The organism is Sorangium sp. So ce124, assembly GCF_051525235.1.
Classification (GTDB): Bacteria; Myxococcota_A; Polyangia; order Polyangiales; family Polyangiaceae; genus Sorangium; species Sorangium atrum.
Window position 1 is genome coordinate 5182580 of record NZ_CP150312.1, and the last position, 25663, is coordinate 5208242.

The 25663-nt window shown below is 70.4% G+C and carries 22 protein-coding genes; 11 read left to right on the forward strand and 11 right to left on the reverse strand.

Annotation, left to right across the window (positions count from 1 at the left end; translation table 11 throughout):
* Window positions 1-8: 8 nt before the first annotated feature.
* Entirely contained in the window at window positions 9-659 is a 651-nt protein-coding gene (locus tag WMF19_RS19345) for a DUF47 domain-containing protein (protein ID WP_272098642.1), read from the reverse strand.
* A gap of 245 nt (window positions 660-904) precedes the next feature.
* Window positions 905-1945, reverse strand: coding sequence for an AraC family transcriptional regulator (locus WMF19_RS19350; RefSeq protein WP_437900451.1), 1041 nt, complete (start codon window positions 1943-1945; stop codon window positions 905-907).
* A gap of 222 nt (window positions 1946-2167) precedes the next feature.
* On the opposite strand from WMF19_RS19350, the gene WMF19_RS19355 reads away from it, so the two are divergent.
* Together WMF19_RS19355 and WMF19_RS19360 are read left to right on the forward strand one after the other, a co-directional pair.
* Complete coding sequence (locus WMF19_RS19355) at window positions 2168-3136, forward strand: aldo/keto reductase (RefSeq protein ID WP_437900452.1); 969 nt, start codon at window positions 2168-2170, stop codon at window positions 3134-3136.
* A 198-nt stretch (window positions 3137-3334) separates the two neighbouring features.
* Window positions 3335-4309 (forward strand): zinc-dependent peptidase, encoded by a 975-nt coding sequence (locus WMF19_RS19360; protein ID WP_437900453.1) that lies wholly within the window; start codon window positions 3335-3337, stop codon window positions 4307-4309.
* Window positions 4310-4553: 244 nt separating this feature from the next.
* Here the strand turns inward: WMF19_RS19360 and WMF19_RS19365 are convergent, their stop codons facing one another.
* The 3 genes from WMF19_RS19365 to WMF19_RS19375 are packed head-to-tail and all read right to left on the reverse strand — an operon-like array spanning window position 4554 to window position 7750.
* Entirely contained in the window at window positions 4554-5147 is a 594-nt protein-coding gene (locus WMF19_RS19365; protein WP_437900454.1) for a hypothetical protein, read from the reverse strand.
* 9 nt (window positions 5148-5156) lie between these two features.
* Window positions 5157-7292, reverse strand: coding sequence for a molybdopterin cofactor-binding domain-containing protein (locus WMF19_RS19370; RefSeq protein ID WP_437900455.1), 2136 nt, complete (start codon window positions 7290-7292; stop codon window positions 5157-5159).
* Entirely contained in the window at window positions 7289-7750 is a 462-nt protein-coding gene (locus WMF19_RS19375; protein WP_272098656.1) for a (2Fe-2S)-binding protein, read from the reverse strand. The genes WMF19_RS19370 and WMF19_RS19375 overlap by 4 nt, the downstream gene beginning before the upstream one ends.
* 210 nt (window positions 7751-7960) lie before the next feature.
* On the opposite strand from WMF19_RS19375, the gene WMF19_RS19380 reads away from it, so the two are divergent.
* Window positions 7961-9625, forward strand: a complete 1665-nt coding sequence (locus WMF19_RS19380) for an NTP transferase domain-containing protein (RefSeq protein ID WP_437900456.1) — start codon at window positions 7961-7963, stop codon at window positions 9623-9625.
* On the opposite strand, the gene WMF19_RS19385 is transcribed toward WMF19_RS19380, so the two are convergent.
* Complete coding sequence (locus tag WMF19_RS19385) at window positions 9626-10399, reverse strand: hypothetical protein (RefSeq protein ID WP_437900457.1); 774 nt, start codon at window positions 10397-10399, stop codon at window positions 9626-9628.
* A 464-nt stretch (window positions 10400-10863) separates the two neighbouring features.
* Between WMF19_RS19385 and WMF19_RS19390 the strand changes: the two genes are divergently transcribed.
* Window positions 10864-11433, forward strand: a complete 570-nt coding sequence (locus tag WMF19_RS19390; RefSeq protein ID WP_437900458.1) for an SgcJ/EcaC family oxidoreductase — start codon at window positions 10864-10866, stop codon at window positions 11431-11433.
* A gap of 41 nt (window positions 11434-11474) precedes the next feature.
* Here the strand turns inward: WMF19_RS19390 and WMF19_RS19395 are convergent, their stop codons facing one another.
* Both WMF19_RS19395 and WMF19_RS19400 read right to left on the reverse strand, forming a co-directional pair.
* Complete coding sequence (locus tag WMF19_RS19395; RefSeq protein ID WP_437900459.1) at window positions 11475-12719, reverse strand: glutathionylspermidine synthase family protein; 1245 nt, start codon at window positions 12717-12719, stop codon at window positions 11475-11477.
* Entirely contained in the window at window positions 12716-13567 is an 852-nt protein-coding gene (locus tag WMF19_RS19400; RefSeq protein ID WP_437900460.1) for a DUF350 domain-containing protein, read from the reverse strand. The genes WMF19_RS19395 and WMF19_RS19400 overlap by 4 nt, the downstream gene beginning before the upstream one ends.
* A gap of 161 nt (window positions 13568-13728) precedes the next feature.
* Between WMF19_RS19400 and WMF19_RS19405 the strand changes: the two genes are divergently transcribed.
* The 4 genes from WMF19_RS19405 (at window position 13729) to WMF19_RS19420 (ending at window position 19195) form a co-directional block, all read left to right on the forward strand.
* Window positions 13729-14676: a hypothetical protein gene (locus WMF19_RS19405; RefSeq protein WP_437900461.1), complete on the forward strand. Its 948-nt coding sequence runs from the start codon at window positions 13729-13731 to the stop codon at window positions 14674-14676.
* On the forward strand, window positions 14673-16031 hold the full coding sequence (locus WMF19_RS19410) for a hypothetical protein (RefSeq protein ID WP_437900462.1): 1359 nt from the start codon (window positions 14673-14675) through the stop codon (window positions 16029-16031). Before WMF19_RS19405 ends, WMF19_RS19410 begins: the two co-directional genes overlap by 4 nt.
* Before the next feature lie 2 nt (window positions 16032-16033).
* Entirely contained in the window at window positions 16034-16606 is a 573-nt protein-coding gene (locus WMF19_RS19415) for a hypothetical protein (protein ID WP_272098671.1), read from the forward strand.
* Window positions 16607-16798: 192 nt separating this feature from the next.
* A complete protein-coding gene (locus WMF19_RS19420) occupies window positions 16799-19195 on the forward strand; it encodes an OTU domain-containing protein (protein ID WP_437900463.1) in 2397 nt (798 codons plus the stop codon).
* A gap of 6 nt (window positions 19196-19201) precedes the next feature.
* On the opposite strand, the gene WMF19_RS19425 is transcribed toward WMF19_RS19420, so the two are convergent.
* Window positions 19202-19990, reverse strand: a complete 789-nt coding sequence (locus WMF19_RS19425) for a hypothetical protein (protein WP_437900464.1) — start codon at window positions 19988-19990, stop codon at window positions 19202-19204.
* 180 nt (window positions 19991-20170) lie between these two features.
* Between WMF19_RS19425 and minC the strand changes: the two genes are divergently transcribed.
* Entirely contained in the window at window positions 20171-21010 is an 840-nt protein-coding gene (gene minC / locus WMF19_RS19430; RefSeq protein ID WP_437900465.1) for a septum site-determining protein MinC, read from the forward strand.
* Window positions 21011-21016: 6 nt separating this feature from the next.
* Here the strand turns inward: minC and WMF19_RS19435 are convergent, their stop codons facing one another.
* Window positions 21017-22759: an ABC transporter substrate-binding protein gene (locus tag WMF19_RS19435; RefSeq protein ID WP_437901647.1), complete on the reverse strand. Its 1743-nt coding sequence runs from the start codon at window positions 22757-22759 to the stop codon at window positions 21017-21019.
* Between the two features lie 325 nt (window positions 22760-23084).
* Here WMF19_RS19435 and WMF19_RS19440 point away from each other — a divergent pair, with 325 nt between their 5' ends.
* Window positions 23085-23756 (forward strand): cyclase family protein, encoded by a 672-nt coding sequence (locus WMF19_RS19440; protein ID WP_437900466.1) that lies wholly within the window; start codon window positions 23085-23087, stop codon window positions 23754-23756.
* A gap of 83 nt (window positions 23757-23839) precedes the next feature.
* On the opposite strand, the gene WMF19_RS19445 is transcribed toward WMF19_RS19440, so the two are convergent.
* On the reverse strand, window positions 23840-24805 hold the full coding sequence (locus WMF19_RS19445; protein WP_437900467.1) for a DUF4423 domain-containing protein: 966 nt from the start codon (window positions 24803-24805) through the stop codon (window positions 23840-23842).
* Window positions 24806-24914: 109 nt separating this feature from the next.
* On the opposite strand from WMF19_RS19445, the gene WMF19_RS19450 reads away from it, so the two are divergent.
* Window positions 24915-25607, forward strand: a complete 693-nt coding sequence (locus tag WMF19_RS19450; protein WP_437900468.1) for a hypothetical protein — start codon at window positions 24915-24917, stop codon at window positions 25605-25607.
* Window positions 25608-25663: the final 56 nt, after the last annotated feature.

The following is a 25663-nucleotide window of genomic DNA, read 5'->3' on the forward strand; positions in this document are numbered from 1 at the left end:
CGCGCCCCTCAGGCGTTCTTGATCACCAGCGCCTCCAGCGCGTTGGCGACGTCATCGCAGGCGTCGAGCGTGTTTTCGAGCCCCTCGAGGAACTCCTTGTGCTTGATGAGGTGGATAGCGTCCTTCTCGGTGTTGAAGAGGTCGACGATCGCCGAGCGGAATATCTGATCGCCGTCGTGCTCGAGCTTGGCGATGGCCTTGCAATGTCGGTTGATCTCGGCCACCCGCTTCATCCCCCGGAGCAGCTTGACCGCGCTGTGGATCTCGCTGCACCCTTCCAGGATCTTGGCGGCGAGCTCCTGGCTCGCCGGCGGGAGATCCTCCATGGCGTGGACCACGACGCGCATCATCGTGGAGTGGACGCGATCGGAGACGTTCTCGAGGTCGGTCGCGAGGGCGTAGATGTCGGAGCGATCGAGCGGCGTGACAAACGTCTTGTTGAGAGCGTCGTAGACGTCGCGGATCACCGCGTCGGCGGCGTGCTCGATGTCGGTGATGCGCGAGACCAGGGCTTGCCTCTCGCTGGCGCTCCGGGCGCTGCAGCACTCCGAGAGGACGTTGGCGCTCTGCAGCGCGCAGTCGGCGCCCCGCTCGAGCAAGTCGAAGAAGTGCTCTTCACGAGGTAAAAGCGATTTAATGACCCGATCGAGCCACATCATGCACCTTTCTTGGCGGGCGGGCGCATCCTAGCACGAGGACGTGATTCTCGATGGGGGCGCTTCGCGCCGGGCAGCCGCCACGGCGGGCTGTGTAAGGTCTTACCGAAGCGTTGTGTAGGGGGGCAGGAAAAATTCGCCCTCGTGTCCATCGTCATGGGCGTCCCGAGCGGGAACGTCGGCGGCCGCGATGGCTCGGGGCGGGCGCGGCCGGGTGCCGCTCGACGCCGCTTCCACGCCGGAGCAGATCAGCGGCGGCGGGACCACGCGCCGGGCGGCACGCCGTTCCAGCGCTTGAACGCGCGCGTGAACGCGGCGACGTCCGTGAACCCGACCGCGAACGCCGCCTCGGTCACGGTCGCGCGGTGCGCCGCGAGGAGCTCCTCGGCCATCGCGCGCCGCGCGTCGTCGACGATCGCCTGGAAGCTCGTCCCGCGCTCGGACAGGCGGCGCTGGAGGCTGCGCGCGCTCTGGCCGACGGCGCGCGCGACGCGGTCGAGCGTGGCCTCGCCCTGCGGGATCGCCGTGCGCAGCTCGCGCCGCACGCGCGCGAGCACGTCCTCCTCGGCGCGCGGGAGCACGCGGTGCTCGCCCGCGGGCAGGCCGAGCGCGCGCTCGAGCTGCTGGGCGAGGAGCGCGAAGAGCATCGGGTCAGTGGTGCTCATCCGCGCGTCGAGGACCGCCCTCGGGTACTCGACCTCGGCGCGCGGCTCGCCGTAGCGGATGGGCGCGCGGAAGACGCTGCGCGCGAGCGCGTCGTCCGCGGGCGGCGGGCGCACGAGGCGGACGACCGTGGGCTCGCGGGGGGGCGTCGCGGCGCGCCGGAAGCGCAGGACGGTGGTCGCCGCGAGGTAGTCCCACACCGCGCCCGGGGCCGTGTGGCCCGGCGCGAGCGCGAAGCGGAACGTCACGTGGGCCGGCCCCTCCTCGAACGTGTGCGCGGCGGCGTCGTGGATGAGCCGCTGGAACCGCAGGAACGCCCGCACCGCGCCGCGCACGTCGCCCGCGCTCGCGAACGTGTACTCGACGAGCGACTGCGGCGCGGCGTCGACGAGCACCGCGGCGCGCACGCCGAACGACTCGTCCGCAGCCGAGAGCGCGGCCCACGCGCGGCAGAGCTCGTCGTGCGTCACCCGCGCGTCGGGGCGGCCGAGCACCGCAGGGTCGACGCCGACGCGCGCGCACACCTCGGGCGGCGCCATGCCGTCGCGCTGCGACGCGGTCACGACCGCGATGCCGAGCGCCTGCGCGAAGACCGTGGCCGGCTGGGTCGCGGGGCGCGGGGTCACGGAGGAGGAGCCAGGGTTTCTGCGAGGGGCGGCGGCGTCAAGCGGCGTTCCGCCTGGCCCGCCCTTGGCTCACGGTTTGCAGACTCTGCAGATGCAGATTGCGGGGCGCCCAGCGCTGCCGCGAATCACGCGCCTTGTGTGTGGCGCGGAATACAAACACCCCTCGCTCAGCGGCGCAGCCAGCCGCCGCGACCAGCTCGTGTTCGCTCTCGGAGGAAGACCATGACCGATTTGCCCACTCGCCTGCTCGGACGCACCGGCGTCCGCGTCACCACCCTCGGTTTCGGCGCCATGGAGCTGCGAGGCGCCCCGCGGGGCCCAGAGCTCTCGGATCAGGAGGCGGAGCGCATCCTGAACGACGTGCTGGACTCCGGGATCAACTTCATCGACACCTCCATCGATTACGGTCGCAGCGAGGAGCGGATCGGGCGCTTCCTCTCGCACCGCAGGCACGAGTACTTCCTGGCTTCGAAATGCGGGTGTGTCGTCGGCGGAGCCCAGGGCGAGCACGTGCACACGGCGCAGAACATCCGGCACGGCGTGGAGAACAGCTTGCGCCTGCTGAAGACGGACCACCTCGATCTGGTGCAGTTTCACCGGAGCCTCACCCGGCAGGAGTTCGAGCAGGACGGCGCCCTCGAAGAGGCGCTGAAGCTCAAGAGCGAGGGGAAGGTGCGCTTCCTCGGCGTCTCGGGCACGCTGCCCAACCTGATCGAGCAGATCGAGCTCGGCGTCTTCGACGCCTTCCAGATCCCGTACTCCGCGCTGCAGCGCGAGCACGAAGAGGTGATCAGCAAGGCCGCCCAGGCCGGCGCCGGGACGATCATCCGCGGCGGCGTGGCGCGCGGCGCGCCCACCGACTGGCAGCGCACGAACTACATGCTGCCGGGCACCACGATGCAGGACCGGTGGGAGCGAGCCAGGCTCGACGAGCTGCTCGATGGCCTGACCCGGATCGAGTTCACGCTGCGCTTCACGCTGTCGCACCCGGGACTCAGCACCACGATCGTCGGGACCCGGGACCCGAAGCACCTGCGCGACAACCTGCAGTTCGCGAGGAAGGGCCCCCTGCCGAGCGAGGTCGTCGCCGAGGCGAAGCGGCGCTTGAGCCAGGCGGGATCGACGCCGGAGGCCGTGCCCGCGTCGAGCGTACGCGCGGCCGGCGCGGCGCAGGCGACGGCGCAGGCGTAGGCGCAGAGCCGGCTCTGACGAACTTCCGCAGGCGGCGCCTGGCTCAGGGCGGCGCCTGCTGCGCGGCGGCCCCTTGTTGCTGCCATGGCAGCAGCCGGTGGTGATCCGCTGGTGATCCGCTGCTGCGGAACGGGCACGCCGCGAGGACCTCTCACCGCTCTTCCGACAGCGCCACGCGAGCGGGTAAGGTGGTCGTCGATGCTGGCCTTCCTCAGGAAGCGGCGGCGCGACGCCGTCCGCCGTGAGCCCTTTCCGCCCGCGTGGCGCGAGATCCTCGACCGGAACGTGCCCTGCTTCGGCCGCCTTCCGGCCGAGGACCAGCAGGAGCTCCTCGGGCACATCCAGGTCTTTCTGCACGAGAAGCCGTTCGAGGGGTGCGGCGGGCTGGAGATCACCGACGAGATCCGGGTCACGGTGGCGGCGCAGGCGTGCCTGCTCCTCTTGCACCGCGAGACCGACTACTACCCTGAGCTCGAGGTCGTCCTCGTTTACCCGAGCGCCTACGTGGCCCGCGGCCGGGAGGTGCGCGCAGCTGAAGACGTTCTACTGCCAGGACCCGGCCGCCCGGTAGCGGCGCCGCCCGCCTTCGCCGGTGCCGCGTTCGACTTACGCCTGGACGCACACGCCGGCTGTAGAGCAGACGCAGCATTCTCCGCACCCGCCGCTGTTCACGCAGTCGATGCACCTGCCGGCGCCGTCGCACTGATCTTGCAGGGAGTTGCAGAAGGCGCCCGCCGGCGCGGGCTGCGCCGCGCAGAGGCCGTTATCGCAGGTGTATCGGATGCATTCCGTCGAGGTGCCGCACTCGGCGTCCCGCGAGCACTCGGCCGCCGGCACGCAGTTGCCAGCATCGTCGCAGCGTCCCGCCGGGCAGGCCCCCGGCTGGGGCGTATGCTTGGGTGTCGTCCCGACGCAGGTGTCCGACGTGCACGGGTTGTGATCATCCTCCGGCTCATCGGCGGCGACGGCGGTCTGAGCGCCGCGCCCATCGCAGAGGAGGCGCTGGCAGTCGTCCGCCTTCGGCGCGATCTCGGTCCCTTCTGGCAGCGGCGCCGAACCGCACCTTCCGGCGACGCACGCCGGGACCTGGCAAGGCTCTGGCGGGGTAGGGCAGTCCGATGGCCCCGTGCAGCTGCCGCCGGAACCGGCGCTCGACACAGCGTCGCTGCTTGACGCGGCGTCGCTGCTCGTCTCGCCCGCACCTGCGCCGCCTGTCCCGCCGGCGCCGCCGACCCCGCCGACGAAGCGGCGCTCCTCGACGCTGCATCCGACGAGCGCTGCGAGCACCAAAAGCTGAAGGAGAGCCGGCCACGCGCCGCCGGCGCGCCGACACGGACCCGATGCCGAGGCGGGAGACGACCCCATGGGCCGCATCATAGAGCAGGCGCTGCCCGACGGCGAAGCGCGTGACCGTCGATTATCCACCCGGGCAGGGCGCGCCGGCGCGGGCCCAGGTCTCCCATGCAGCGACGAACTCGGCGCGCGGCGTCGGGATGGGCGTGCGGCCGGCGCCAGGGTTCCAGCCCCAGGTCACGAGGGGATCGTCGAGGTGGACGCGCAACGCCGCCATGTCCTTGCCGCCATTGCGCTTCGGATCCTTGATCTGCTCGCACAGGGCGCCCGGGGCGACACCGACGAACACCATCGGCATCTCGGGCGGCGGCATGTGCCAGCCCTTCGAGACGCCCGGCGGCACGTGCACGCCAAAGCTGTTCGGCGGGTTGGTCGGCCCGTGGCACGTCGTGCACTCCGCGCCTGGCATGCCGTGGCCCGTGGGACCGCGGAGCACGAACTGCGTGTGCAGGCGGCCCTCGTCGCCCTGGAGCGGCACGTCGCCGGCGGGGTGACAGTTCTGGCAGCGAGGGTGCTGGAAAACGCCGCGCACGGTCTCGAACGCAGCGAGGGCGGCCTCGCGGCTGACCGGCGACGGCGAGGGCGCCTGCAAGGCCCCGGGCGTCTGTCCCCCGCACGCGGCGAGGAGAGAGGCGAGGACAAGAGAGGATCGGATCATGGTCAGTTCCTAGGCGAGGCGAAACGGAAGGGAGCGCAGCCGCTGCTTGGTCAGCGCGAACACCGCATTCGCCACGGCAGGCGCGATCGGCGCGGTGGCAGGCTCCCCGATGCCGCCCATCTTGGCCTTGCTCGGGATGAGATGGACGGCGATGCGCGGCATGTCGAACATCCGGAGCATGGGATAGTCGTGGAAGTTGCACTCCTGGACCTTCCCCTCGGCGATGTTGATCTTGCCGTAGAGCGCAGCCGTGAGGCCGAAAGCGACGCTGCCCTGGATCTGCGCCTCGATGCCGAGCGGGTTGACCGCCGTGCCGCAATCGACGCTGCAGGTGACCGAGTGGACGCGGATGCGCCCCTTCTCGATCGAGACCTCGGCGACCTCGGCGATGATGGAGCCGAACGACTCGTGCATCGCGAGCCCCCGCGCCCGTCCCGGCGCGGGCGCGGTGCCCCAGCCGGCCTTCTCGGCGGCGACCTTCAGCGCGTTCGCGTGCCGCGGCTTGTCCTTGAGCAGCTCGAGGCGGTACGCGAGCGGATCCTGCCCTGCGGCGTGCGCCAGCTCGTCGACCATGCTCTCCACCGCGAAGGCCGTGTGGGTGTTGCCGACCGAGCGCCACCACAGCACGGTGACCGGCGTCCTCGGCGAGTGCAGCGACACGCGGAGCGCGGGAGTCCGCTCGACATAGGGCGACTCGGCGATCCCTTCCACCGAGGTGAGGTCCACGCCGTTCTTCGTGACGAACGACTCGAGCGGCGTGCCGGCGACGATCGACTGGCCCACGACCACCTGATCCCACGCCGCCGGCATGCCGCGCGCGTCGACGCCGACCTGGATCCGGTGGACGAAGGCGGGGCGGTAAAAGCCGCCGCGCATGTCGTCCTCGCGCGTCCACACGACCTTCACCGGCACGCCGGCGGCCTTCGCGACGATCACGGCCTCGCCCACGAAATCTGCCGCGGGGCTGGCGCGCCGCCCGAAGCCGCCGCCGAGGAACGTCGTGTGGATCTGGACCTTGTCGGGCGTCGTGCCGAGGATCTTCGCCGCGGCCATCTGGTCGCCGGTCTGGAACTGCGTGCCGGTCCAGATCTCGCAGCGATCGCCGTCGATCTTGACCGTACAGTTGAGCGGCTCCATCGGCGCGTGCGCGAGGTAGGGCACGTCGTACTCCGCCTCGAGCCGCGATTTGGCGGCGGCGAGCGCGTCTTCCACCTTGCCGACGCTGGCGGCGACGACGCCGGGCGTCCGCGCCTGCGCGTGGAAGTCGGCGAGCAGCTTGGCGCTGTCGACCCCGCCGCCCTCGGGCTGCGCCCACTCGGCGCGGAGCGCGTCGCGCCCGAGCTTGGCGGCCCAGAAATGCGCGGCGACGACGGCGACGCCGTTCGCGGTGGGGACGACCTTCTCGACGCCGGGCACCTTGAGGGCGTCGGCGGCGTCGAACTTGACGAGCTTGGCGCCGAACGCCGGCGGGCGGAGCACCACGGCGGTGCGGAGCCCTGGGAAGTGCACGTCGAGCCCGAACTGCGCCTTGCCCGTGACCTTCTCCGGCGTGTCGATGCGGCGCACGAGGGTGCCGATCAGCTTCCAGTCCTTGGGGTCCTTCAGCTTCACCTTGGCCGGCGGGGCCAGCTTCATCGCCTCCTCGGCGAGCTGGCCGTAGGTCAGCTTGTCCTTGCCGTGGGTGACGACGCCGTTCGCGGCGGCGCACGCCGCGGGCGAGACCTTCCACCGGGCGGCCGCCGCGCGCAGCAGCATGTCCTTCGCCATCGCGCCGACGGTGCGATACCGCTCGAACTCCCCGTTCGTCGTCGACGACCCCCCGGTCATCTGGAAGTGCAACGCCGGATGGCCGTAGACCGGCGCCGCCGGCGCGTGCTCCGACCGCACCTTCGACCAGTCGCACTCGAGCTCCTCGGCGATCAGCATCGCGAGCCCGGTCCAGATGCCCTGGCCCATCTCGGAGTGCGCGAGAACCACGGTCACGGACTCGTCGGTGCCGACGCGAACGAACGCGTTCGGCGAGAGCGGCGGCGGCTGCGCAGCCTTCGGCGCGGCGCGGACCCCCTGCGGGACGTAGAAGCTGATCACGAGCCCGGCCGCCGAGCCCGCGGTCGCTTGCAAGAAGTCACGCCGGGAGACGGTCACTTGCCACCTCGCTTGAGCCTCGACGCGAGGATCACCGCCTCGCGTACACGAACATACGTCCCGCAGCGACACACGTTTCCGGACAGCGCAGCGTCGATGTCGGCGTCGCTCGGATCAGGCTTCTGTTCGAGCAAGGCGACCGCGGTCATGATCTGCCCGGACTGGCAGTACCCGCACTGGACGACGTCGGCCTGCGCCCACGCCTGCTGCACCACGTGCGACCCGTCGGGAGACAGTCCCTCGATCGTCGTCACCTTGCGCGTCCCGACGCTCGACACCGGCAGGACGCACGAGCGCGCGGGTTTGCCGTCGATGTGGACCGTGCAGGCGCCGCACTGGGCCATGCCACAGCCGTATTTTGTGCCGGTCAATCCCAGCAGATCACGGAGCACCCAGAGCAGGGGCATCTCCGGACTGGCATCCACGTCACGAACAACGCCGTTGACATCGAGCTTCATGGCCGTCCAGGCCATACTTTTGGGCTGGCGCGCCGTCAAGCGACTGCGCATGTCCTTATCATTTCTTCACCATCGGCCAGCGGCTCGCCGGCGTCCTGTAACGCAACGCCCGACCGCGAGCGGCCGGGCGGCGTGGAGAGGGTCCGGTCGTCGCCAGCGACGGCGAACGCCCTGGCGGGAGCCTCATGAAGGGTGAATGATGCCGAGCGCATGAACGAGCTTGAGCGGATCGTGCGCGAAGCGGCGATATTGGTTGCAGAGCGGTCCCCGTTTCTCCTCGCGACCGTCGTGCGGGTGTCGGGGTCGTCGTACCGGCGTCCGGGGGCGCGGATGCTCGTCGCCGGCGATCGCTGGGTATCCGGGTGTGTGAGCGGCGGCTGCCTCGAGGGCGACGTGATGCTCCGCGGAGAGCACCGCTGCCGCGATGGCGCCGTGGTGGTCACTTACGACTCGACAACCGAAGACGGAGAGACGTGGGGCGTGGGGCTCGGCTGCAACGGCGTCGTCGATGTCCTGCTCGAGCACGTCGCGGCCGGAGCGACCCACGACGCGCTCGCGTTCGCCGCGGCCTGCTTCGCCGAGGAGACCACCGGCACGCTGGTCACGGTGATCCGCTCGACGGCCGGCGCGGTCCGGGTCGGCGCGCGCCTCGCGTTCGGTCCGCCGTGCGCGCTCGCGCACCCGGTGACCGATCCGGCCGCGCGCTCCGCGATCGAGGCCGCGGCGCGGGGGCCGGCCGGCGTCGTGGAGCTCGACGGGCTCGGGATCACCGTGCTCGTCGAGAAGATCGCGCCGTCGCCGCAGCTCTTCGTGCTCGGGGGCGGTCACGACGCGGTGTCCATCGTCGCGCTCGCGACGTCGGTCGGGTTCCGGGTCACGGTCGCCGGTCCCACGATCCGGCAGGCGTCCCGGTTCCGCGCCGCGGATCGCGTCGTCTCGACCGGCGGCGCGGCGGATCGCCTCCGCGCGCTCATCGACGCCGCGGCCGAGCCGTACGTCGTGATCATGCACCATCAGCTCACGCCGGATCGCGACGCGCTCGCGGTCGCCCTCGCGTCGCGCGCCCGCTACATCGGCGTGCTCGGGCCCGCGCGCCGCACGCGCGATCTGCTCGCCGAGATCGGCCACCCCGGCGACGATCCGCGGATCCACGCGCCGATCGGGCTCGATCTCGGCGCCGAGACGCCCGAGCAGATCGCGCTCTCGATCGTGGGCGAGCTCCAGGCCGTCGCGCGCCGGGCGCAGGGGGGAAAGCTCCGCGCCCGCGCCCGGCCTCTGCATGCGCGCGTCGCGTTGGTCGTGCTCGCCGCCGGCGGCTCACGTCGCCTCGGTCGCCCCAAGCAGCTCGTCGAGCTCGACGGAGCGCCGCTGGTCCGGCGCGTGGCGACCACGTGCGTCGAGGCCCGATCCGGACCGGTCGGCGTCGTGCTCGGCGCCAACGCCGGCGCGGTCGCGCGCGCGCTCGGCGATCTGGAGGTCGCGCACATCGCGAACGATGGGTGGGAAGAGGGCATCGCCTCCTCGGTCCGCGCCGCGGTCCGGTGGGCGGAGGCCTCGAAGGCCGACGCGCTCCTGATCGCGCTCGCGGACCAGCCCCTGCTCACGGTCGAGCACCTCACCGCGCTGCGGCAGGCCTGGCTCGCGGGCGCGCCGATCGCCGCGTCGCGGTTCAGCGGCGTCGTGGGCGCGCCGGCGGTGTTCGATCGATCTCGCTGGGACGCGCTCTCGCGCCTCCAGGGCGACCAGGGCGCCGGCCGCCTTCTGCGCGCCGAGGATGTCGCGGCGATCGACTGGGCGGGCGGGGCGATCGACGTCGATACGGTCGACGACGTGCGCGCGCTCGGCGGCCACGCGCCGGCGAATCCGCCGGGTTGATCACCAGCAGCTGTAGTCGTAAACCGTGTGCAACGTCTCCCCGGTGCGCTCGACCAGCAGATCGCCGTCGAAGACGTAGGTGAAGGCCGGGATCGATGGGCTGGGCGTGCCGTCGAGCGGGCTCACCCCCTGCTCCCGGCGGACGAGACGACAACCATCGTAGACGATCTCCGTCGTGATGGTCGGCAGATCGTCCGTGAAGCGGTCGAACGTCAGCTGAGCGGGGCGCCCCTGGTCATCGTGATCGTATCGGACGAAGTAATCGTCGTTGCCGAAGGTGATCGCCCGCGCTTCGTCGTCGTAGTCGATTTCGAGGACGCGGGTGTCGGCCGCGCCGGTCCGGGTCATGCGGATCATCCGACCACCCTCGTAGTCGAAGGTGTGTGTGTGGGTATCGCTGCCCCGCGTCTCGACCGCTCCGATGACATGCTGGCCGTCGTATTCGTAGACGATCGACGTCTCCAGTCCCGTATCCGTCTCCGTGTCCGTCTGGGCGCACGGTCCGGGATGAGGCCCATACATCCACGGACCGAGCTCCGGCATGGGGACGCGGCCAGCGAGCTCTGGACAGCCCGTCGCGCCGGCGCTCCCGCCTCCATCACCTGACCCGCCCGTGCCGCTCGAGCCTGTCGAGGCCGCCGAGCCTGAAGCGCCGGCGCCCCCGCTCCCCGACGTCGACGTCTCGTCGGAGGCCCCGTCGTCACCGCAAGCCACGAGCGCGAGCAGGCACATCGTGGCCACGTATCCGCACGTCCTGAAGACAAATCGATGCATCTCTCTCCTCATCCGTCAACCTGGGTCGGGTCGCCGGGCCGTCGCGCCCCGGTCGTGGGAATGTCAACCTGGGGCGCGTTCCTCAGACATCCTGGTACGCGACCGTGATACCGGACATCCGACCTTGGCCCTCAAGCATCATGAGGTCACGCTGATATGGTGGCGCGCAGGGAACGCGAGCTCCTCCAGGATGCTGTGATCGCAAGCGCCGTTCATCGCCTCCAGCGCCGCCGGGCATTGTGCGCAGCGGACCCAGCGGACACCCAAGCGTACCTATCCGCGGTCGTCCTGGCAACATGCGATCCGGCCGAGCGCTGATCCTCGATGACGGTGCGAGCGGGTCAACGCCTGTTCCACGTGATCGAGGCAGCTCTACTGCCCGCGGAGACAGGGGGTCGAGCCGCAGCCAGATCGAGCGCGGCGCCGGTTGACGTCCCGCGCCGGTTCGCAGTAAGTGGCGTCGCATGCATAGAGCCCTCGCCATGGTTGCGCTGCCGCTCCTTGTCCTCGCGTGCGCCCCCGCGACGCCCCAGCCCGTCGCGCCGGCGGCGCCAGCGCCGGCCATTGCGGCGGCAGCGCCCGACGCACGCGAGCAGCGGGCGCTGGGAGAGCAGCTCGTCGCCGCCTTCAACGACGCCTGGAACCGGCACGACATGGATGCGTTCGCCGCGCTTCAAGCGGAGGACGCCGATTTCGTGAACATCTTCGGGATGTGGTGGCATGGGCGGGAGGAGATCCGTGCGAATCACGTCGGCATTCACAAGACCGTCTTTGCGAAGAGCCGCCTCGCCAGCGTGCGTGTCGAGACACGCTTCGTCACGCCGGAGCTCGCTGTCGTCCGCTGGGCATGGGAGCTGACGGGCGTCGTCACCCCGGATGGCCAGCCCGTGCCCGACATGCAGGGCATCCTTGTGCACGTGGCGCGGCGCACGGGGGACCGGCTCCAGATCGTGACGACGCAGAACACGCAGGCCACCGCCGACGCGTTCCGCGCGGTGCGCAGCATGGATGCCCCCGCCCGACCCGCCCAGTAGCCGCCCGCGGGCGCGCTCGCGCTGCGGGCGCGCGTCCGCTCCTACCGCACCAGCGCCGGCGCGCTCAGCGCTGCCGCGTCCGTCATCCCGGCCTGGACGCGCGCGTAGACGCCGCACGCCTCGCCGGCAATTAGATAGATGCCGTAGTTGACCGACTCGCGCCGCGCGTTCTCCAGGGCGGCGAAGTACCGCTGCGCGATCCACCGCCCCTCCCGGGCCTTGGCCAGGGACGCGCGCCAGACATCGTCGGGGGTGTGGCGCCCGAGGATCACCTCTTCTCCCTCGGCGCCGTAATCGCTCTTCAGGACCCACTCCTCGCGCTGCGCGAGGAGCAGCTCGGGGTGCACCGTCTCCAGCCGCGACGTCACCGGGACGTGACGCTGGATCACCGACTGCGCGTGCGGCGAGAAGCGATGGAGGTGCTCCCACATGAACGCCATCGAGCGTTTGTTCTGCGGCAGCACGGCGCCGAGCGGGTTCAGGATCGCCGCGCGCCCGTCGGCCGCGGCGGACAGCACGGCGCCGAGCGGGCCGGCGAGCGGCTCGGCGTCGGGGATCTGCTCGTCGGTCCACACGCTCGAGCGCTCTCCCCACCAATCCGTCTTGTAATGGCGCAGCAGGACCGAGAAGGGGGCGTCGAAGAGCGACAGGCCGCGATCGTCGTGGCCGAGGTTGTACGGCGAGCCGAGGAGCACGGAATACCCGCGCTCCGTGAGCCAGCGCCTGTAGAGGCGGATGACCGAGAGGTCCTCGGTGAACTCCGTCGGATAAACGAGGCCGAGGCGCCGCGTCGCGGCCTCGCCGAGGAGCGCGCGGGCGACCTCGTCCACCATCGCGCAGAACCGGGCGCCGAGCTCGCCGTTGGGATCGCGCGCGCCCGGGTGGTCCGGCGCCGCGAGCGCGCTCAGCACGACCGCCTCCGCCTCGCCCGTCGGCGTGTCGCAGTTCAGCTCGGCGATCGCCGGGCCCTCGTCCGTCAGGAAGACGTCGGCGCGCGCGATGCCGTGCCACAGCGGCTGTGACGAGAGCCACATCGCCTTCTGACAGGGCGTCAGACAGAAGAAGTCGTCGAGCAGCGACGGCTCGTCCGCGACGATCAGGCAAAGCTCGTTGTAGACCGCCGCGACCTCCTCGGCGGCGCGGTACAGGGCGCGCTGCTCGGCGGCGGTGACGAACACCGGCTCCTCGCGGAAGCGCGGGGCCCCGTCGAACCAGGGGTCGGTGATGAGGCCCGTGTCGACGATCTTCGCGGCGAAGGCGTCGTAGGCGCGGTCAGCGGAGGTCATAGGAGGCGCGCGATGGCGATCGAGGTCGCGAGGTAGGTCGCCGCCTCGAGCGCGCCGAGCCCCTCGTTGCGGTCGGCCGCGATGCCCGCGTCGAGGCGGCCGCCGCGCAGCGCGAGCGGCGCGCCGAGCAGCACGCTCTGCACGAGGAGCTGCCGCACAGGGTAGAGGGCGAACAGATAGAGCAGCACGCCGCCATAGCCCTTCAGCGAGATGAAGAGACCCTCGAAGTCGCCCTCCAGCGCCCGCGCGATGATGATGGCCACCGCGATCGAGGCGCCGGCGTAGCTCAGCGCGGCGGCGAGGTTCTCTCCCTGGATCTGCTCGGCGTCATCGTACGTGGTGAGCGCCCGGAAGAGCGAGATGAACACGTGCAGCGTGATCTGCGCGAGGAGGAAGAAGCCGAGGGAGATCGCGAGATCGCCGAGATCCTTGCCCGCGATCGCGCGCGAGGTGATGAGCCCGGTCGCCACGTAGTGCGCGCCCGCCGCGAGCCCCGCGGCCGCGTTGCCGCGCTCGATCTCGGCCGGGAGCCGCGCCCTGAGCAGAAGGCGGATCCCGAGGTGGCCGGTCGCGAGCACGAGGAGCAGGCCCACGACGGCGAACGCGCCCACCCAGAGGAGGTCGCGCGCGAAGCCCTCGCCCTCGAGGCAGTTCTTCACGGCGTTCGCGGCGACGAGGAACACCGCGAGGACCTGGCCCACGGTGAGCAGCCGGCGGGCGGCGTTGCTCTCGGTGAGATCGCGGGCGACCGTGTGCGCCGGTGAGAAGACCCTCTGCCCGATGCGCAGCAGGGCGAGCAGAGCGAGCGTGGTGCCCAGCCCGAACCCCATGACGTAGGACAGATCCATGGGACGCACGCTACAGAACGCGCCGCGCCCCCACAAGCCCAAGGTCTCGCGTCACGCCGCCGCGATGCGCAGTCGGGTTTCGGGCTTTTGCGGGGCGCCGTGCGCTTTGTGATATGGGTAGGCCTGCGGGGCGGTGACGCCCCGGCTCCGGCGGCGGACCCATGGTCGAACCTCCTTGTGACTCCGGCATCCAGGGCATCTTCGCGCGACCCTATATCGATCTCGAGCCGTACCTCGACCTCGCCCCGCTCGACGAGATCCACGAGGAGATCTGCCTCGGGCTCACGCAGGTGCCGATCGATTACACCGGCGGCAGCCACCGCACGATGGGCATCATGCCGCCGTCGCGCCTGGGCGAGGCGTTCGCCGACTACGGCGAGGTGATCCGCGGCCTCGGCGACGAGGAGTTCGCCACGTTCCAGCGCCTCTCGGACGACCCATCGTCGATCGATCGTTCCGCGCGCGCCGCGCTCGAGTTCGGTGAGGAGCGTGAGATCCCGCTCTCGCGGCGGCAGATGCTGTGGCTCAAGTTCCGCCATGGGGTGTACTTCCCCTGGAAGGTCTATGTCGAGCTCATCCCGAACCGATATTGGAGCGACAAGAGCAGGAGTGAAGGCAAGGACTTCACCCGGCTGGCGCGATCGTTCTTCCCGAGGACGATCGCCTACGTGAAGCGCCTGCCGTTCTCGTCGATTGGGCGCTGCAACATCATGGGTCTCGAGGCCAACGATCACGGCACGGTGCACCACGACGGGGAGGGGAGAGCGCCGGGGGAGGGGAGAGCGCCGGAGGGGAGAGCGCCCGACAGCGAGCCCGACCACTTCATCACGCTCTGTCCTGCGGGCAACAAGCGCCTGTTCCTGTGGGACGAGCGGGCGCGGCGGAAGACGGCGGTCGCCGGCCGGGCCTACTGGTTCAACGATCACGATTACCACGGCGTCGAGGCGGACCCGTACTTCAGGTATTCATTGCGCATCGACGGCACCTTCACGCCGGAGTTCATCGAGGCGCTCCGGCGCGATCACGCCAGGGCGGCAGGGGCCGCGCCGCTCGCGCCAGCGGCGCCGACCGGGCGTGCGCCGCAAGGCGCCGGGGAGGCCTCCGCGTGAGCCGGCTGGACGAGCCGTTCGAGCGCGCCGAGGTGCTCGACAAGCCCGGGATCGTCGGGGCGCGCTGGTGGCACAAGGGCCTGGCCGACGCGCCGAAGGACGCGTCGCGGCGGAACGCGATCCTGGCCGCGCTCGGCGCGGTCGGGCTCGTCGGAGTGGCCGCCGCGATCGCCGTGGCCGCGGACGGGTGCTCGGACGACGAGACAGCGGTGCAGAGGAAGCGGGCGCTCGACATGCAGCGGACGTTCGGCTGGAGCTTCGGCGCCGCGCAGGAGAGCGTGACGTTCGACGGCGAGTCGAAGAAGCCGTTCGACCGGGCCGCGCTCGCGAGGATGTCCACCGACCTCAGGCCGGCGGACGAGGGCGCGCGCGCCTACTACGTGCCCGCGCTGTTCGAGTCGCCGTCGGCCGTGCCAACGCTCGTCGCCGAGGGGGATCCGGCGCCCATCACGCCGCTCGGCGACGTGCTCCGGCCGATCTTCACGCCTGCGATGGACCGCGCCTACCGGAGCGGCAAGGCGCTCGCGTCGCTGCTCCTCGCCGCCCGGACGGACAGCGGCCTCCGCCGCGACATCGCGGTCATCGTGGATCTCGACGGCCCCGAGTCGGTCGCCTTTGCCGCCGGCGCGGCGGAGGCGTTCGACCCGGTGTTCACGTTCGACAACTGGCCGCACCCGCGGGGCGTCGTCAAGGCGCACCTGACGCTCGCCGCGGCGGCGTACTACCAGCCGCTCTTCGCCCGCTCGGTTCCCGGCCCCCGCGCGACGATGTTCGTCCTCGATCGGCAGCGGCTCTCGCCCTATTCGGACGACGCGGCGCAATTCGACAACCGGCATGTCGCGAGGCTGCCGTCCGCCGATGCGCTCTGGGACAGGGGAGTTCGCCATGTGCTGGTCATCGTGCCCACGGAGAGGGACACGACCGAGTCCGACGACCTCAACGACGACTTCGTTGCGTTCCGGTCGCGCCGCCTCGACGTCGCGTTGATGGCCGCGAGCGTCTTCGGCGCCGACGCGACGGAGTCGAAGCCCGCGAACGAGACGGAGGATTGGCCTCCCTACTACTACGGCGGCCGCGCCGCGTCGCACGGCTGGTTCTGGATGGATTATCCGTGGGGGCCAGCCCCTCGCCCGGCGCCGGTCGAGCCGAGCGCGCCGAGGCCGGGCAAATCGTACGTGCCGACGCAGCGCGCGACGCCGTTCTCGAGCGGCACCGCGTCGAGCGGGGTGTCGCCGATCCCGGACGGCTTCGGGACGGTGCCAGTCGTCGTGGCGCTCGGCACCGGCGTGATCCTCGGCGCGGCCCTCAGCCGGAGCGGTTCGTGGAACCGGGCTTCGGGCGGATACGGAGGCTGACCGTGGAGCACTCGATCTTCGCGATGGAGGTGTGCGCGCGCATGGACCCCGGGAGCACGCTGCAGCGCACGCTGCACGAGGCCGTCCAGGTCCAGTTCGAGAAGATGAGCCTGCAATACAAGTGGTACCAGTACCGCCGCGCGCAGATGGCGCTGCTGTCCAATCTGCACGCCATCGAGAAGGGGTGCTGGGACTACTTCGACGACGACTCCCGGGCGCTCAACGATTACGGCATGTGGTCCCGCGGCATGATCACGGAGGAGGGCGCGCGCAAGGGGCCATCGGGGACGCCGGATCCGTACCGCGGCCAGCCCCGCTACCTGACCTTCACGATGGCGTTCCTGCTGATCCAGGGCTCACCCACGGATCGGATGCTCCGCACGGTCTGCGACATCCCCAAGGATCGCCTGTGGCGCCGCGACGTGTTTGGCCACATCCTCCAGAACCTCGGTCACGTGAGCTTCGCCAGCGTCAAATCGGATGTCATCTACCTGATCCCGCGGGACGAGGGGTGGGCGCTGACGGCCGACGATCTGACGGATCCCAAGTTCCATTATCTGCGGAAGATCGTGTAGCGCGGGGTCTGCGCAGGATCCGCCGCCCGGACGTCCTCGCGCAGCAACTCTGCCAGGCGATGGCCGCCGCGCTGCGGGCACCACCTGCGCGTCGAAGGGACGCAGCCTGGAGCTGCAACCGGCGCTGGCGCTGGGTCTCCGCAGCGCATGGGACGCGGTCCCGGCCGATGCTCTATAGTCGGCCGGAGCCACATGTTGATCGTCGCCGTCTTCGGGAACCGCCCGGGGGGACCGCTCAGGATCCGGATCTACCTGGAACCAGGGGATCTCGGGAGCAGCCTCCGCCGCGCCGTCGGCTTGATCTACGCAACGGGTCTCCTGCCGGGCCTCATCACGGTGAGCGGCGTCTCGTGCCAGGGGGTGAAGCTCTCCCCAACCGATCGCGTCATGGCCGACGCGATCGTCCGCGAGTCGGGGATGAGGCCCGTGTTGATGGCGTCCATGCGGATGGACTGTTCTCTCACGATCGAATGCTCCTGGCGCGAGGATCCCGGCGAGCGCCCCTCGTCGCTGGGCGTGGACGAGCGGTTGCTCCCGCTACTCGCCGAGTCACCGGTGAACGCGTTCCTCGTGCTGCCGCCGAAGGTCAAGCCGCTCCGCCAGCCGCAGATGTTCCTTCGCCAGGCGGCCCACCAGTCCGGAGATCGGTACGCCATTGCCCTGACGCTGAAGATCCTGCCCTGGCTACGGATCGAGATCTGCTGGGACGACGCTTACTACCCCGAGGCCTACAGCAAGGTGGGAAAGACGGCGCCGGTCGGGCTGATGCAGAAGAAGGCCCTCGACATGGCCCGCTTCTACATCGACTGCGGGATCGAGTCGTTTCGCATCAGCCTGCTCAAGGTGCGCGACGTGGAGGCCGCGGTCAGCCGGAGCAAGCTCAACGTCCCGTGCCTCCTCGCCAGCGATGCGACGCGGGTCGTGGCGAGCTGCATCAACGATCTAGGCTTCGCCGCCTTCCGCGACGGGATCGCCGTGCCCACCTTCACCGACGGCGTCTCGTCCTCCCGCCGGGGGCAGATCCACAGGGTCATCGACGAGATTGCCGGCGAGGCGTACGGGGGCGATCGGCCCGTCGTGCTCTTCCTCCTGCGATCGACCGGCGGTCTGCCCGGCGGGGCCCACCCCGAGCTCGACACGCGCAAGCAGATGGTCCGGCAGGTCGTGGAGTACCTCTCCATGCAGAAGAACCCTCCGCACATCTTCCTGCTGGGCGATCGCGTCTTCAAGCACGTCACCTACGAGGGCGAGGTCACGCCGAAGAACGTGTGGAAGAAGGGCGTCCACGACATGATGCAGTGGTGGAATCGCGCCATCGAGACCACGGGATCGACGCTGACCCTGAACGAGCAGCTCTACGGTTACCTCTACCTCTACAGCCGGCTCCGCGACCGTCTGACCATGATCGGTATGCGCAGCGGGATGCTCGAGGCCCCCGCGTTCATGGGCATCCCTACCGTTTACATCGATTACGTGCTCGAGGGGAGGGGCGGCAAGGTGACCACCTCGTCGGGCTTCGAGAGGATGCTCGTGCTCGCCGGCACGCCCCGGGGAGGGAAGTTCGATCTCGGCGACGAGCAGGGGTTCAAGGGCATCAAGGTGCCCAACTACCACATCTTCGCCGTCCGCCCCGTGCAGCTCATCGCCCCAGCGCTGACAGGCGACCCCACCGCCGCCAAGAGCGACGTCGACGGATACAAGGAAGCGCGGCGCGCCCTGAAGAACCGCCCGAAGACGGAGGAGGAACAGCAGTCGACCGTGACGAAGATCTACGCGGAGATCTACCGCGGTCCGACCAAAAAGTTCGTCGGTGCGCGCAAGCTCGTCGAGGTGCTCAAGGCCGCGAAGGCCGTCGTGGCGCCCAAGGAGAGCGAGCTGGAGATGTACCGTGAGCTCTCCTCCACGCTGAACGCGCTGATCGCGAACGCCGAGCTGCTCATCGACTTCGCCCAGCTCTCCGATCTCCGGAGCCTCATCTACGAGCGTGACCGCGATCCCTACGCGCCCTCGCTCAAGATCTCGGGCCGGGATCTGACCTTCGCCCCGCGGAGGCGGAGCGTCGGGCTGCAGCTGCCGGGGTGGGTCGCCAAGCTCATCCAAGAGGTCGGTGGGGAGATCTCCAAGGCCAAGAGAGAGATCGATCCAGACAGGCTCCCGAAGCCCACCACGAAGTCCGAGAGGCAGACGCTGAAGCTCTCGGACAAGCTCGCGAACACCTGGAAGACGATCCCCAACGACGGCGGCGGCAACTGCCTCTTCCTCGCGATCGCGCAGGCGCTCGCCGGACTCGAGCCGCTCGATCTGCGCGCGGCTGCCCTGCGGCGCCAGGCCATCAGCTTCATGATCCTCCACTTTGACACGGCGTGGTGGGGCTCGAAGAAGGCGCAGCTCGACTATCTTGGATATATGAGTAAGGACGGCGCGTGGGGCGGCGACCTCGAGATTGCCGCCCTGAGCCTCACGCTCGGGAGGCGAATCGAGGTCTACTCGGTGAATTACGACGCGCCGATCGTCTACAACGCGAACGGGGGAAACACGATCCGGCTCTACCACAACGGCTACCACTACGAGCTCATGAAGGAGAGGTAGCCGGCTCTAAAACCACGTCTCCCAGCGGCCGCTGTCGATCTCGGCGGCGTGCACCGTCGCGGAGATGCGGTCGCGGTCGCCCGGGAACGGCTGTATCTGGTGCAGGCGGTAGCTGTCGATGACCAGCGCGCCGCCAGGGCTGTAGCCGGCGACGAGGCTCCGCGCGAAGACCGCCTCGTCGCCCGGGTCGTCTCGCCCGTCGTAGAGGACGTCCCACAGCTTGAGCCCGCCGTCCTCATCCGGGAGCTCCAGCATCACGACGACGGTAATCGCGCGGAGCCGGCGGGCAAGGTGGTAGTCGGAGAGCCCCTCCGTGTCGAAGTGGACGACGCCGCCCTCGCGCGCGACCTTCTCTCCGGCAGGGAAGATGTGGACGCCTGGCCCGCAGAAGCCGCGCCGGGGCTGCGCGAGCCCGCCGGTGAGCGCCGCGACGAGCTCGCGCATCCTGCGCTGGAGCCCGGGGAGGTGCCGCTCGACGCGCGCATCCGAGGCGGCCGCATCGGCGAAATAGAGGCGCGAGCGCCCCGTCTCCAGGTGCGTGTAGAAGGCGCGCCCCAGCGAGAACTGCTCGCCTCCGAAGTCGGCAGTCCACTCGGAGCGGGCCGCGCGGACCCCCGCGACGAGCGCTGCGCGCTCCGCCTCGGAGAACACGCGCGGGACCTCCAGCGCGAAGTGGCGATCGAGCGCGTCGACCGGCCGGAGGGTCGCGCGCGGGGACGCGGGAGAGGAAGAGCCGGAGAACGAGCTGGGAGGGGGGTCGAGCCGCAGTACGGAGGCGCGGCGTGCGGTCGGCATGGCCAAACCACCGTTAGCACCGCGTAAGGCGGCCAGCCAAGCAGCGGCGCGCCGGCCGCACGCAGCGACGCGCCGCCCGCGCGGCGAGGCCCGGAGCGCCTACCGGTTTTTCCCGCGCGAGCCGCCGGATCCGGGTTACAGTGCCGCCGCGGGAGCACCTTTTTGCGAGCGAGGACAGCGATGGTGTCGGGCAGGCGAGGGGAGAAGCGGCAGGAGCAGCAGGCGTTTGCGCTCAAGGGCACGATGCCTGCCATCACGATGCTCTGTCTGAAGACGGCGAATGTCTCGGCCGTCGAGCGTCAGCTCGCCGACCACATCTCGCAGATGCCGCACTTCTTCCTGCACCTGCCGATCCTGCTCGACCTGGCGGAGCTCGGCGACGAGCCCGTCGACCTCGGCGCCCTCGCCGGGCTGCTGAGGAAGCACAACCTCGTGCCCATCGCCGTGCGCAACCCGACGGACGCCCAGCGCGAGCGGGCCGTCGCCGCCGGCCTCGGCGTGCTGCGGACGCCGCTCACGCGCTCGTCGCGCCAGGCCGGGTCGGCCGAGGGGAGCACCCCCACGCCGGGCCCCGTGGCCGTGGGGCCCGCGCCAGACCGCGGCGCGCCAGGGAATGCCACGGCGGGGCCGGTGGGGCCCGCCCGGCGCCCGAGGGACGCCGCCCCGGCGCCGGACGCGGCCGGGGAGCCGCCGCCGGCAGGGCTCACCGTGCGGCAGCCGGTGCGCAGCGGGCAGGTCATCTATGTGCCGCACGGCGACCTCGTGGTCCTCTCGCCTGTCAGCTCGGGCGCGGAGCTCATCGCGAACGACAACATCCATGTCTATGCGCCGCTCCGCGGCCGCGCCATGGCCGGCGCCCACAACAACGCGGACGCGAGCATCTTCTGCATGAGCCTCGAGGCGGAGTTCGTCTCGATCGCCGGCCGCTACCTCATGGCCGACGAGATCCCCGACGAGCACCGCGGCAAGCCCGCCCGCATCTCGGTGCAGAACGACGGCCTCGTGGTCACACGCCTCTAGGGCGCGTCACCTTGGCCGGAGCTCGGTCAGGACGAGCAGGTACTCCGGCGGGTTGTTCGGCGTCAGCTTCGCGTACGGGTTCTCCATCGTCGGGAAGCCGGTGAACCGCTTCGTGCTGTACTCGCCCCACGACGGGTTGTTGAAGAGCGGGATCACCGGCGCGGCCTGCACGAAGATCATCTGCAGCCCGTCCAGGATGCGCTTCTGATCGACAGGGGCCGTCGCGGACTCGAACGCGTGGAACAGCACGTCGGCCTCCCTTGCGCCGAAACGGTGCCAGTTGCGCGGCGCCACCTCGCCGAGCGGCTTCACGAGATCTGCGCTCATCAGATCGCGATAAAAATTGTACGGCGTGGGCTCGACGCTGGTCCAGCCCATCGACAGATCGAACAGGCCCCTCTGCAGCGCCGCGTAAAACGCGCTGAAGTCATATGTCTTCATCGACGCGGCGATACCCACGCTCTCCAGGTTCTGCGTGATGATCTGCACCGCGCGGACCCAGTCGGACCAGCCGCTGACGACGTTGATGTCGAAGTGCATCGGCTTGCCGAGCCTCGTCCGGATCCCGTCCGCGCCCCTCGGATAGCCCGCCTCGTCGAGGATCTGGTTCGCCCGCTGCGGATCGAACTTCACCCAGTCGCCCGCCTCCACCGCCTTGTCGCTGCGGAACCGCTCGTAGGAGTCGTCCAGCCCCGTCGCGTCCGCGCCATGCGTGTAGTTGTCCGCCGCGAGCTTGACGATCTGGTCGCGGTCGATCGCCATGCTGATGGCCTTGCGCACCCGCACGTCGTCGAACGGCTTCTTCGTGGCGTTCGGGTACAGCGTGGCGGTGCCCCCGACGAGCGGGAACCAGTAATGATGGTTCGCCGGATCCTTGGCGACGAAGACCCGCTCGATGTCCGGCACGAAGGCGCCCGCCCAGTCGATCTCGCCGTTGACGAGCGCCAGGGTCACCTGGTCGTTGCTCGGATACGCCGGGAAGCGCAGCCCGTCGACCGCCGGCTTGCCCTCCTGCCAGTAGCGCGGGTTCTTTCCGAGCTCGTACACCTGGTTCTGGAAGACCTTCACCTCGGTGAAGGGCCCTGTCGCCACGGGGTTCTCGTTCGCGAACGTGACGGGGTCCGCGACTTCCTTCCACACGTGCTCCGGCACGATCGGCTGATGGCCGATGTAGCTGAGCCCGGGCACATAAGGGCGCCTCAGTACGAACTCGACGGTGGTATCGTCGATCGCCGTCACGGCGCCGAGGAACCGCCAGACCCCCGCGAGATCGAGCGCCGCGTGCTTCTTGATGAGCGCGAACGTGAACGCGACGTCCCTCGCCGAGAACGCCTGTCCGTCCGACCACTTGACGCCGGTGCGGGTCGTGAAGGTGAGCTTCTTGTTCGCGTCGCTCCACGCGTAGCTCGTCGCGAGCCACGGCGTGTACTCGCTCCGCATCGTGTTGTAGACGAGCAACGGCTCGTAGATGCCGGCGACCGTCGGGAAGCGCGCGCTCCCCTCGGGGAGCAGGGGGTTGAAGTTGCGCACCCAGGTGGCCTGCTGCTCCCTCGCGATCGTGACCACCGCGGCCCGCTTCGGCGGGGGCTGCTGCGCGGAGGCGGCCCCCGCCTCCTGCGCCGACCCCCCCGGCGTCGCCGCCCGCTCCGGCGCGGCGGACGGGTTCTCGCTGCCATTCTTCGAACGACAGCCCGCCGCGGCGCAGGTGGACAGCAGCAGCGCCGACAGGACGAACGCGCGGCGCGGCATGGTTCGACTCATCCCAGACATCCACCTCTCCACGCGGGCGATCTCGACCCCCCCGCGACGCTCCGTTCCCGTGACCACTCCAGCGACGACGCCCGGACCCGCGCCCGTCGAGGCACCCAGGCACGACGCTCGCCCCCGTGAAGCATCGGGCCAGGTGTCGCCGCGCTCGCACTCTATCGGCGCATGTGAGCACATGTCAACTCGACCGGCTCGCGCCCGATTTCTGGATCTCCTCGCGTCCTCCCGCGAAACTGGCGATGGCTCGGGGCCCCGACCGGGCGCACAGGAGGCGCCGCCGCGCGGAGCCCCTCCCGAGGAGCGGACCGTGACCACCCCCGTCTCACGAAAACTCGTCGATCTGAGCCACACCGTCGAGCACGGCATGACGACGTACAAGGGCGTCCCGGCGCCCGTCGTCTGCGATTTCCTTTCGCGCGAGCAGTCCCGCGGCGTTTACGCGGAAGGCGTCGAATTCCACATTGGCCGAATCGACATGGTCGCAAACACGGGCACCTACGTGGACAGTCCGTTTCATCGCTACGCAAACGGCAAGGATCTCGCCGGCTTGCCGCTCGAATCGCTGGCCGATCTGGAGAGCGTTGTGGTCGAGGCGCGGGGCCGGTCCGGGCGGGCGATCGACGCCGACGCCTTCGACGGGCTCGATCTCGCCGGGAAGGCCGTCCTCGTGCGCACGGGCTGGAGCGCTCACTGGCGCACGGACCGCTATTTCGAAGGACACCCGTACCTGACGCGGGACGCGGCGCGGCTCCTGGCCGGCGCAGGCGTCGTGTTCGTGGGCGTCGACACCTACAATATCGACGACACGGCCGATCCCGCGCGGCCAGTCCACTCCCTCCTGCTCGGAGCGGACATCCCGATCTGCGAGCACATGACGGGGCTCGATCAGCTCCCCGCCGCCGGAGCCCGCCTCTTCGCCGTCCCGGTGAAGGTCCGCGCCTTCGGCACGTTCCCGGTCCGGGCGTTCGCCATCGTGTGAGCCGCGCAGGCCGCTCGGTGGAAGCGGGCACGGCGTGGGCTTTCCTGGAGCGGCGGCGCGGCGGCGCGGTGTCCGCAGCCGGCTCAGCCCCCGTCGAGCGGGAAGAGCTGCAGGTTCACGGCGACGACGCGCTCGGGAGGCCGCGACTCGGCGATCACCGCGCGCATGTTCTGGAAATAGCTCACGTGGAGCTCGGAGAGCTTCTCGAGATCGGCCGCGGAGACCGTGAAGACGTTGAACGAGAAGCGCCCCTCGGCCTTGCGCGTGAGCCGCGCCAGCCCGACGCCGGCCCAGAAGCACTTGAGCCGGTGCTCCGCATCCGGATCCGGGCGCGTGTCCACCGTCCGGATCGGCGCGACGATCCACCGGCCGCGGCTCCTCCGGATCTGGCCGGCCTCCGCGAGCCGATCCAGGCAGCGCGCCTCGTCCTCGACGGGGAACCCGAGCCGCCGCGCGATCCACCCCGGCTCGTGGCGCGGGAGCGCCCGGTAGGCCGGCAGCTCCAGCGCGAGCAGGACGGCGGGGAGCAGCGGCTCCTCGTAAACGGCGCGGCGCTGGGCCTCGAGCGTGCGCCACGCCGCGCTCGCGGCCGGGAGCGCCGCCGGGTCGGCGAAGAGCGCCACGAAATCGAGGAGGCGCAGCGAGCAGGCCTCGACCATCCGCAGGAAGTCCGGCAGCCGCGGCTCGGCCTCGCCCGAGAGCCAGCGCGCGACCGCGTAGCGGCTCCTGCCCGCGCGCCGCGCCACGTCGACGATGGGCGACATGGAGCGCATCTCCGAGAGGAGCGCCGCGACGCCCTCGGCCGACGCCGGATCGGTGCGCGCGAGCCACGCGGGCAGCGATGGGAAGAAGCGCCTCACCGCCCCCGCGACGTCGACCCCCGCGCGCCGCGCGGCGACGAGGAAGGTGGCCGCGGTCGGCCAGCGCCTGCCGGACTCCCACGTGTAAACGACGTTGGTGCGGAAGCCGAGCCGGCGGCTGAAGGCCAGCTGCGAGCGCCGACCGCGCAGGGCGCGGATCAGCTCCTTTGCAATGGATTCATGGTCCACGTACCGCAGATTCGCACATATAGAGGCCAATTTGCCCTATGGAATGTGCGAAGCTGACCTGGCGTCGCGTCGACAACGAACGCAAGGTACGCCGCAGGAGGTCGTGAACATGCGCGAGCGGCGTTGGCTTTCTTGGGTGGTCGCGGTGGCGACGAGCGTCGGGCTCTTCGGGTGCGTCGATGGCGCTGGCGGCGCGCCGCAGGGCGGCCAGATCGGCGGAGTCCACGGAGCGGAGGGCGGGTGCGACGAGGAGAAGGAGGACATCGGCGCAGACGACGTCTCCCCGCTGGGCTTCTCGGCGCGAGCGGCGCTCACGGAGATCTCCGGAGAGCGCTCCGCCCCGCTCACGTGGGCGAAGGGCGGCAGCACGACGGCGACCGTCTCTGTCGGCGAGCTCATCGCCGCGCGCTTCGTGCGATCGACGGTGGCAGAGGGCGGCGATTCGAGCGGCGCCGAGCCGGCGCTCGCATTGGATTGCTCGGATCACCTGCAGATCGACGTCCCGCTGGCCTTCTCGACCGAGGACGGCGCGTTCGACGAATCGTTCGCGGTCACGCTCAGGGTCCCGCGGGTCGACGCTGCCAGCTTCTTTTACAAGATCGATCTCTCCGCGCTCCAGGGCTCGTACGAGGTCACCGAGGTCGATCCCGCGGAGTTCAAGGCGGTCACCGTGTACCTGAGCGGCGCGCTGAGCAGCGGCGCGGTCTCCGGCGCGATCAGCGGGATCGCAGAGAGTCACCCGACCGGGAGCGGGCCGGACGGGTCGGTCTCCGCGCGGCAGTTCGGCGTGGCGCAGTTCTGATCGCGGAGCCAGGGTCGCACGACAGCCATCTTCGCGACCCCAGGCCGTCCGAGGAG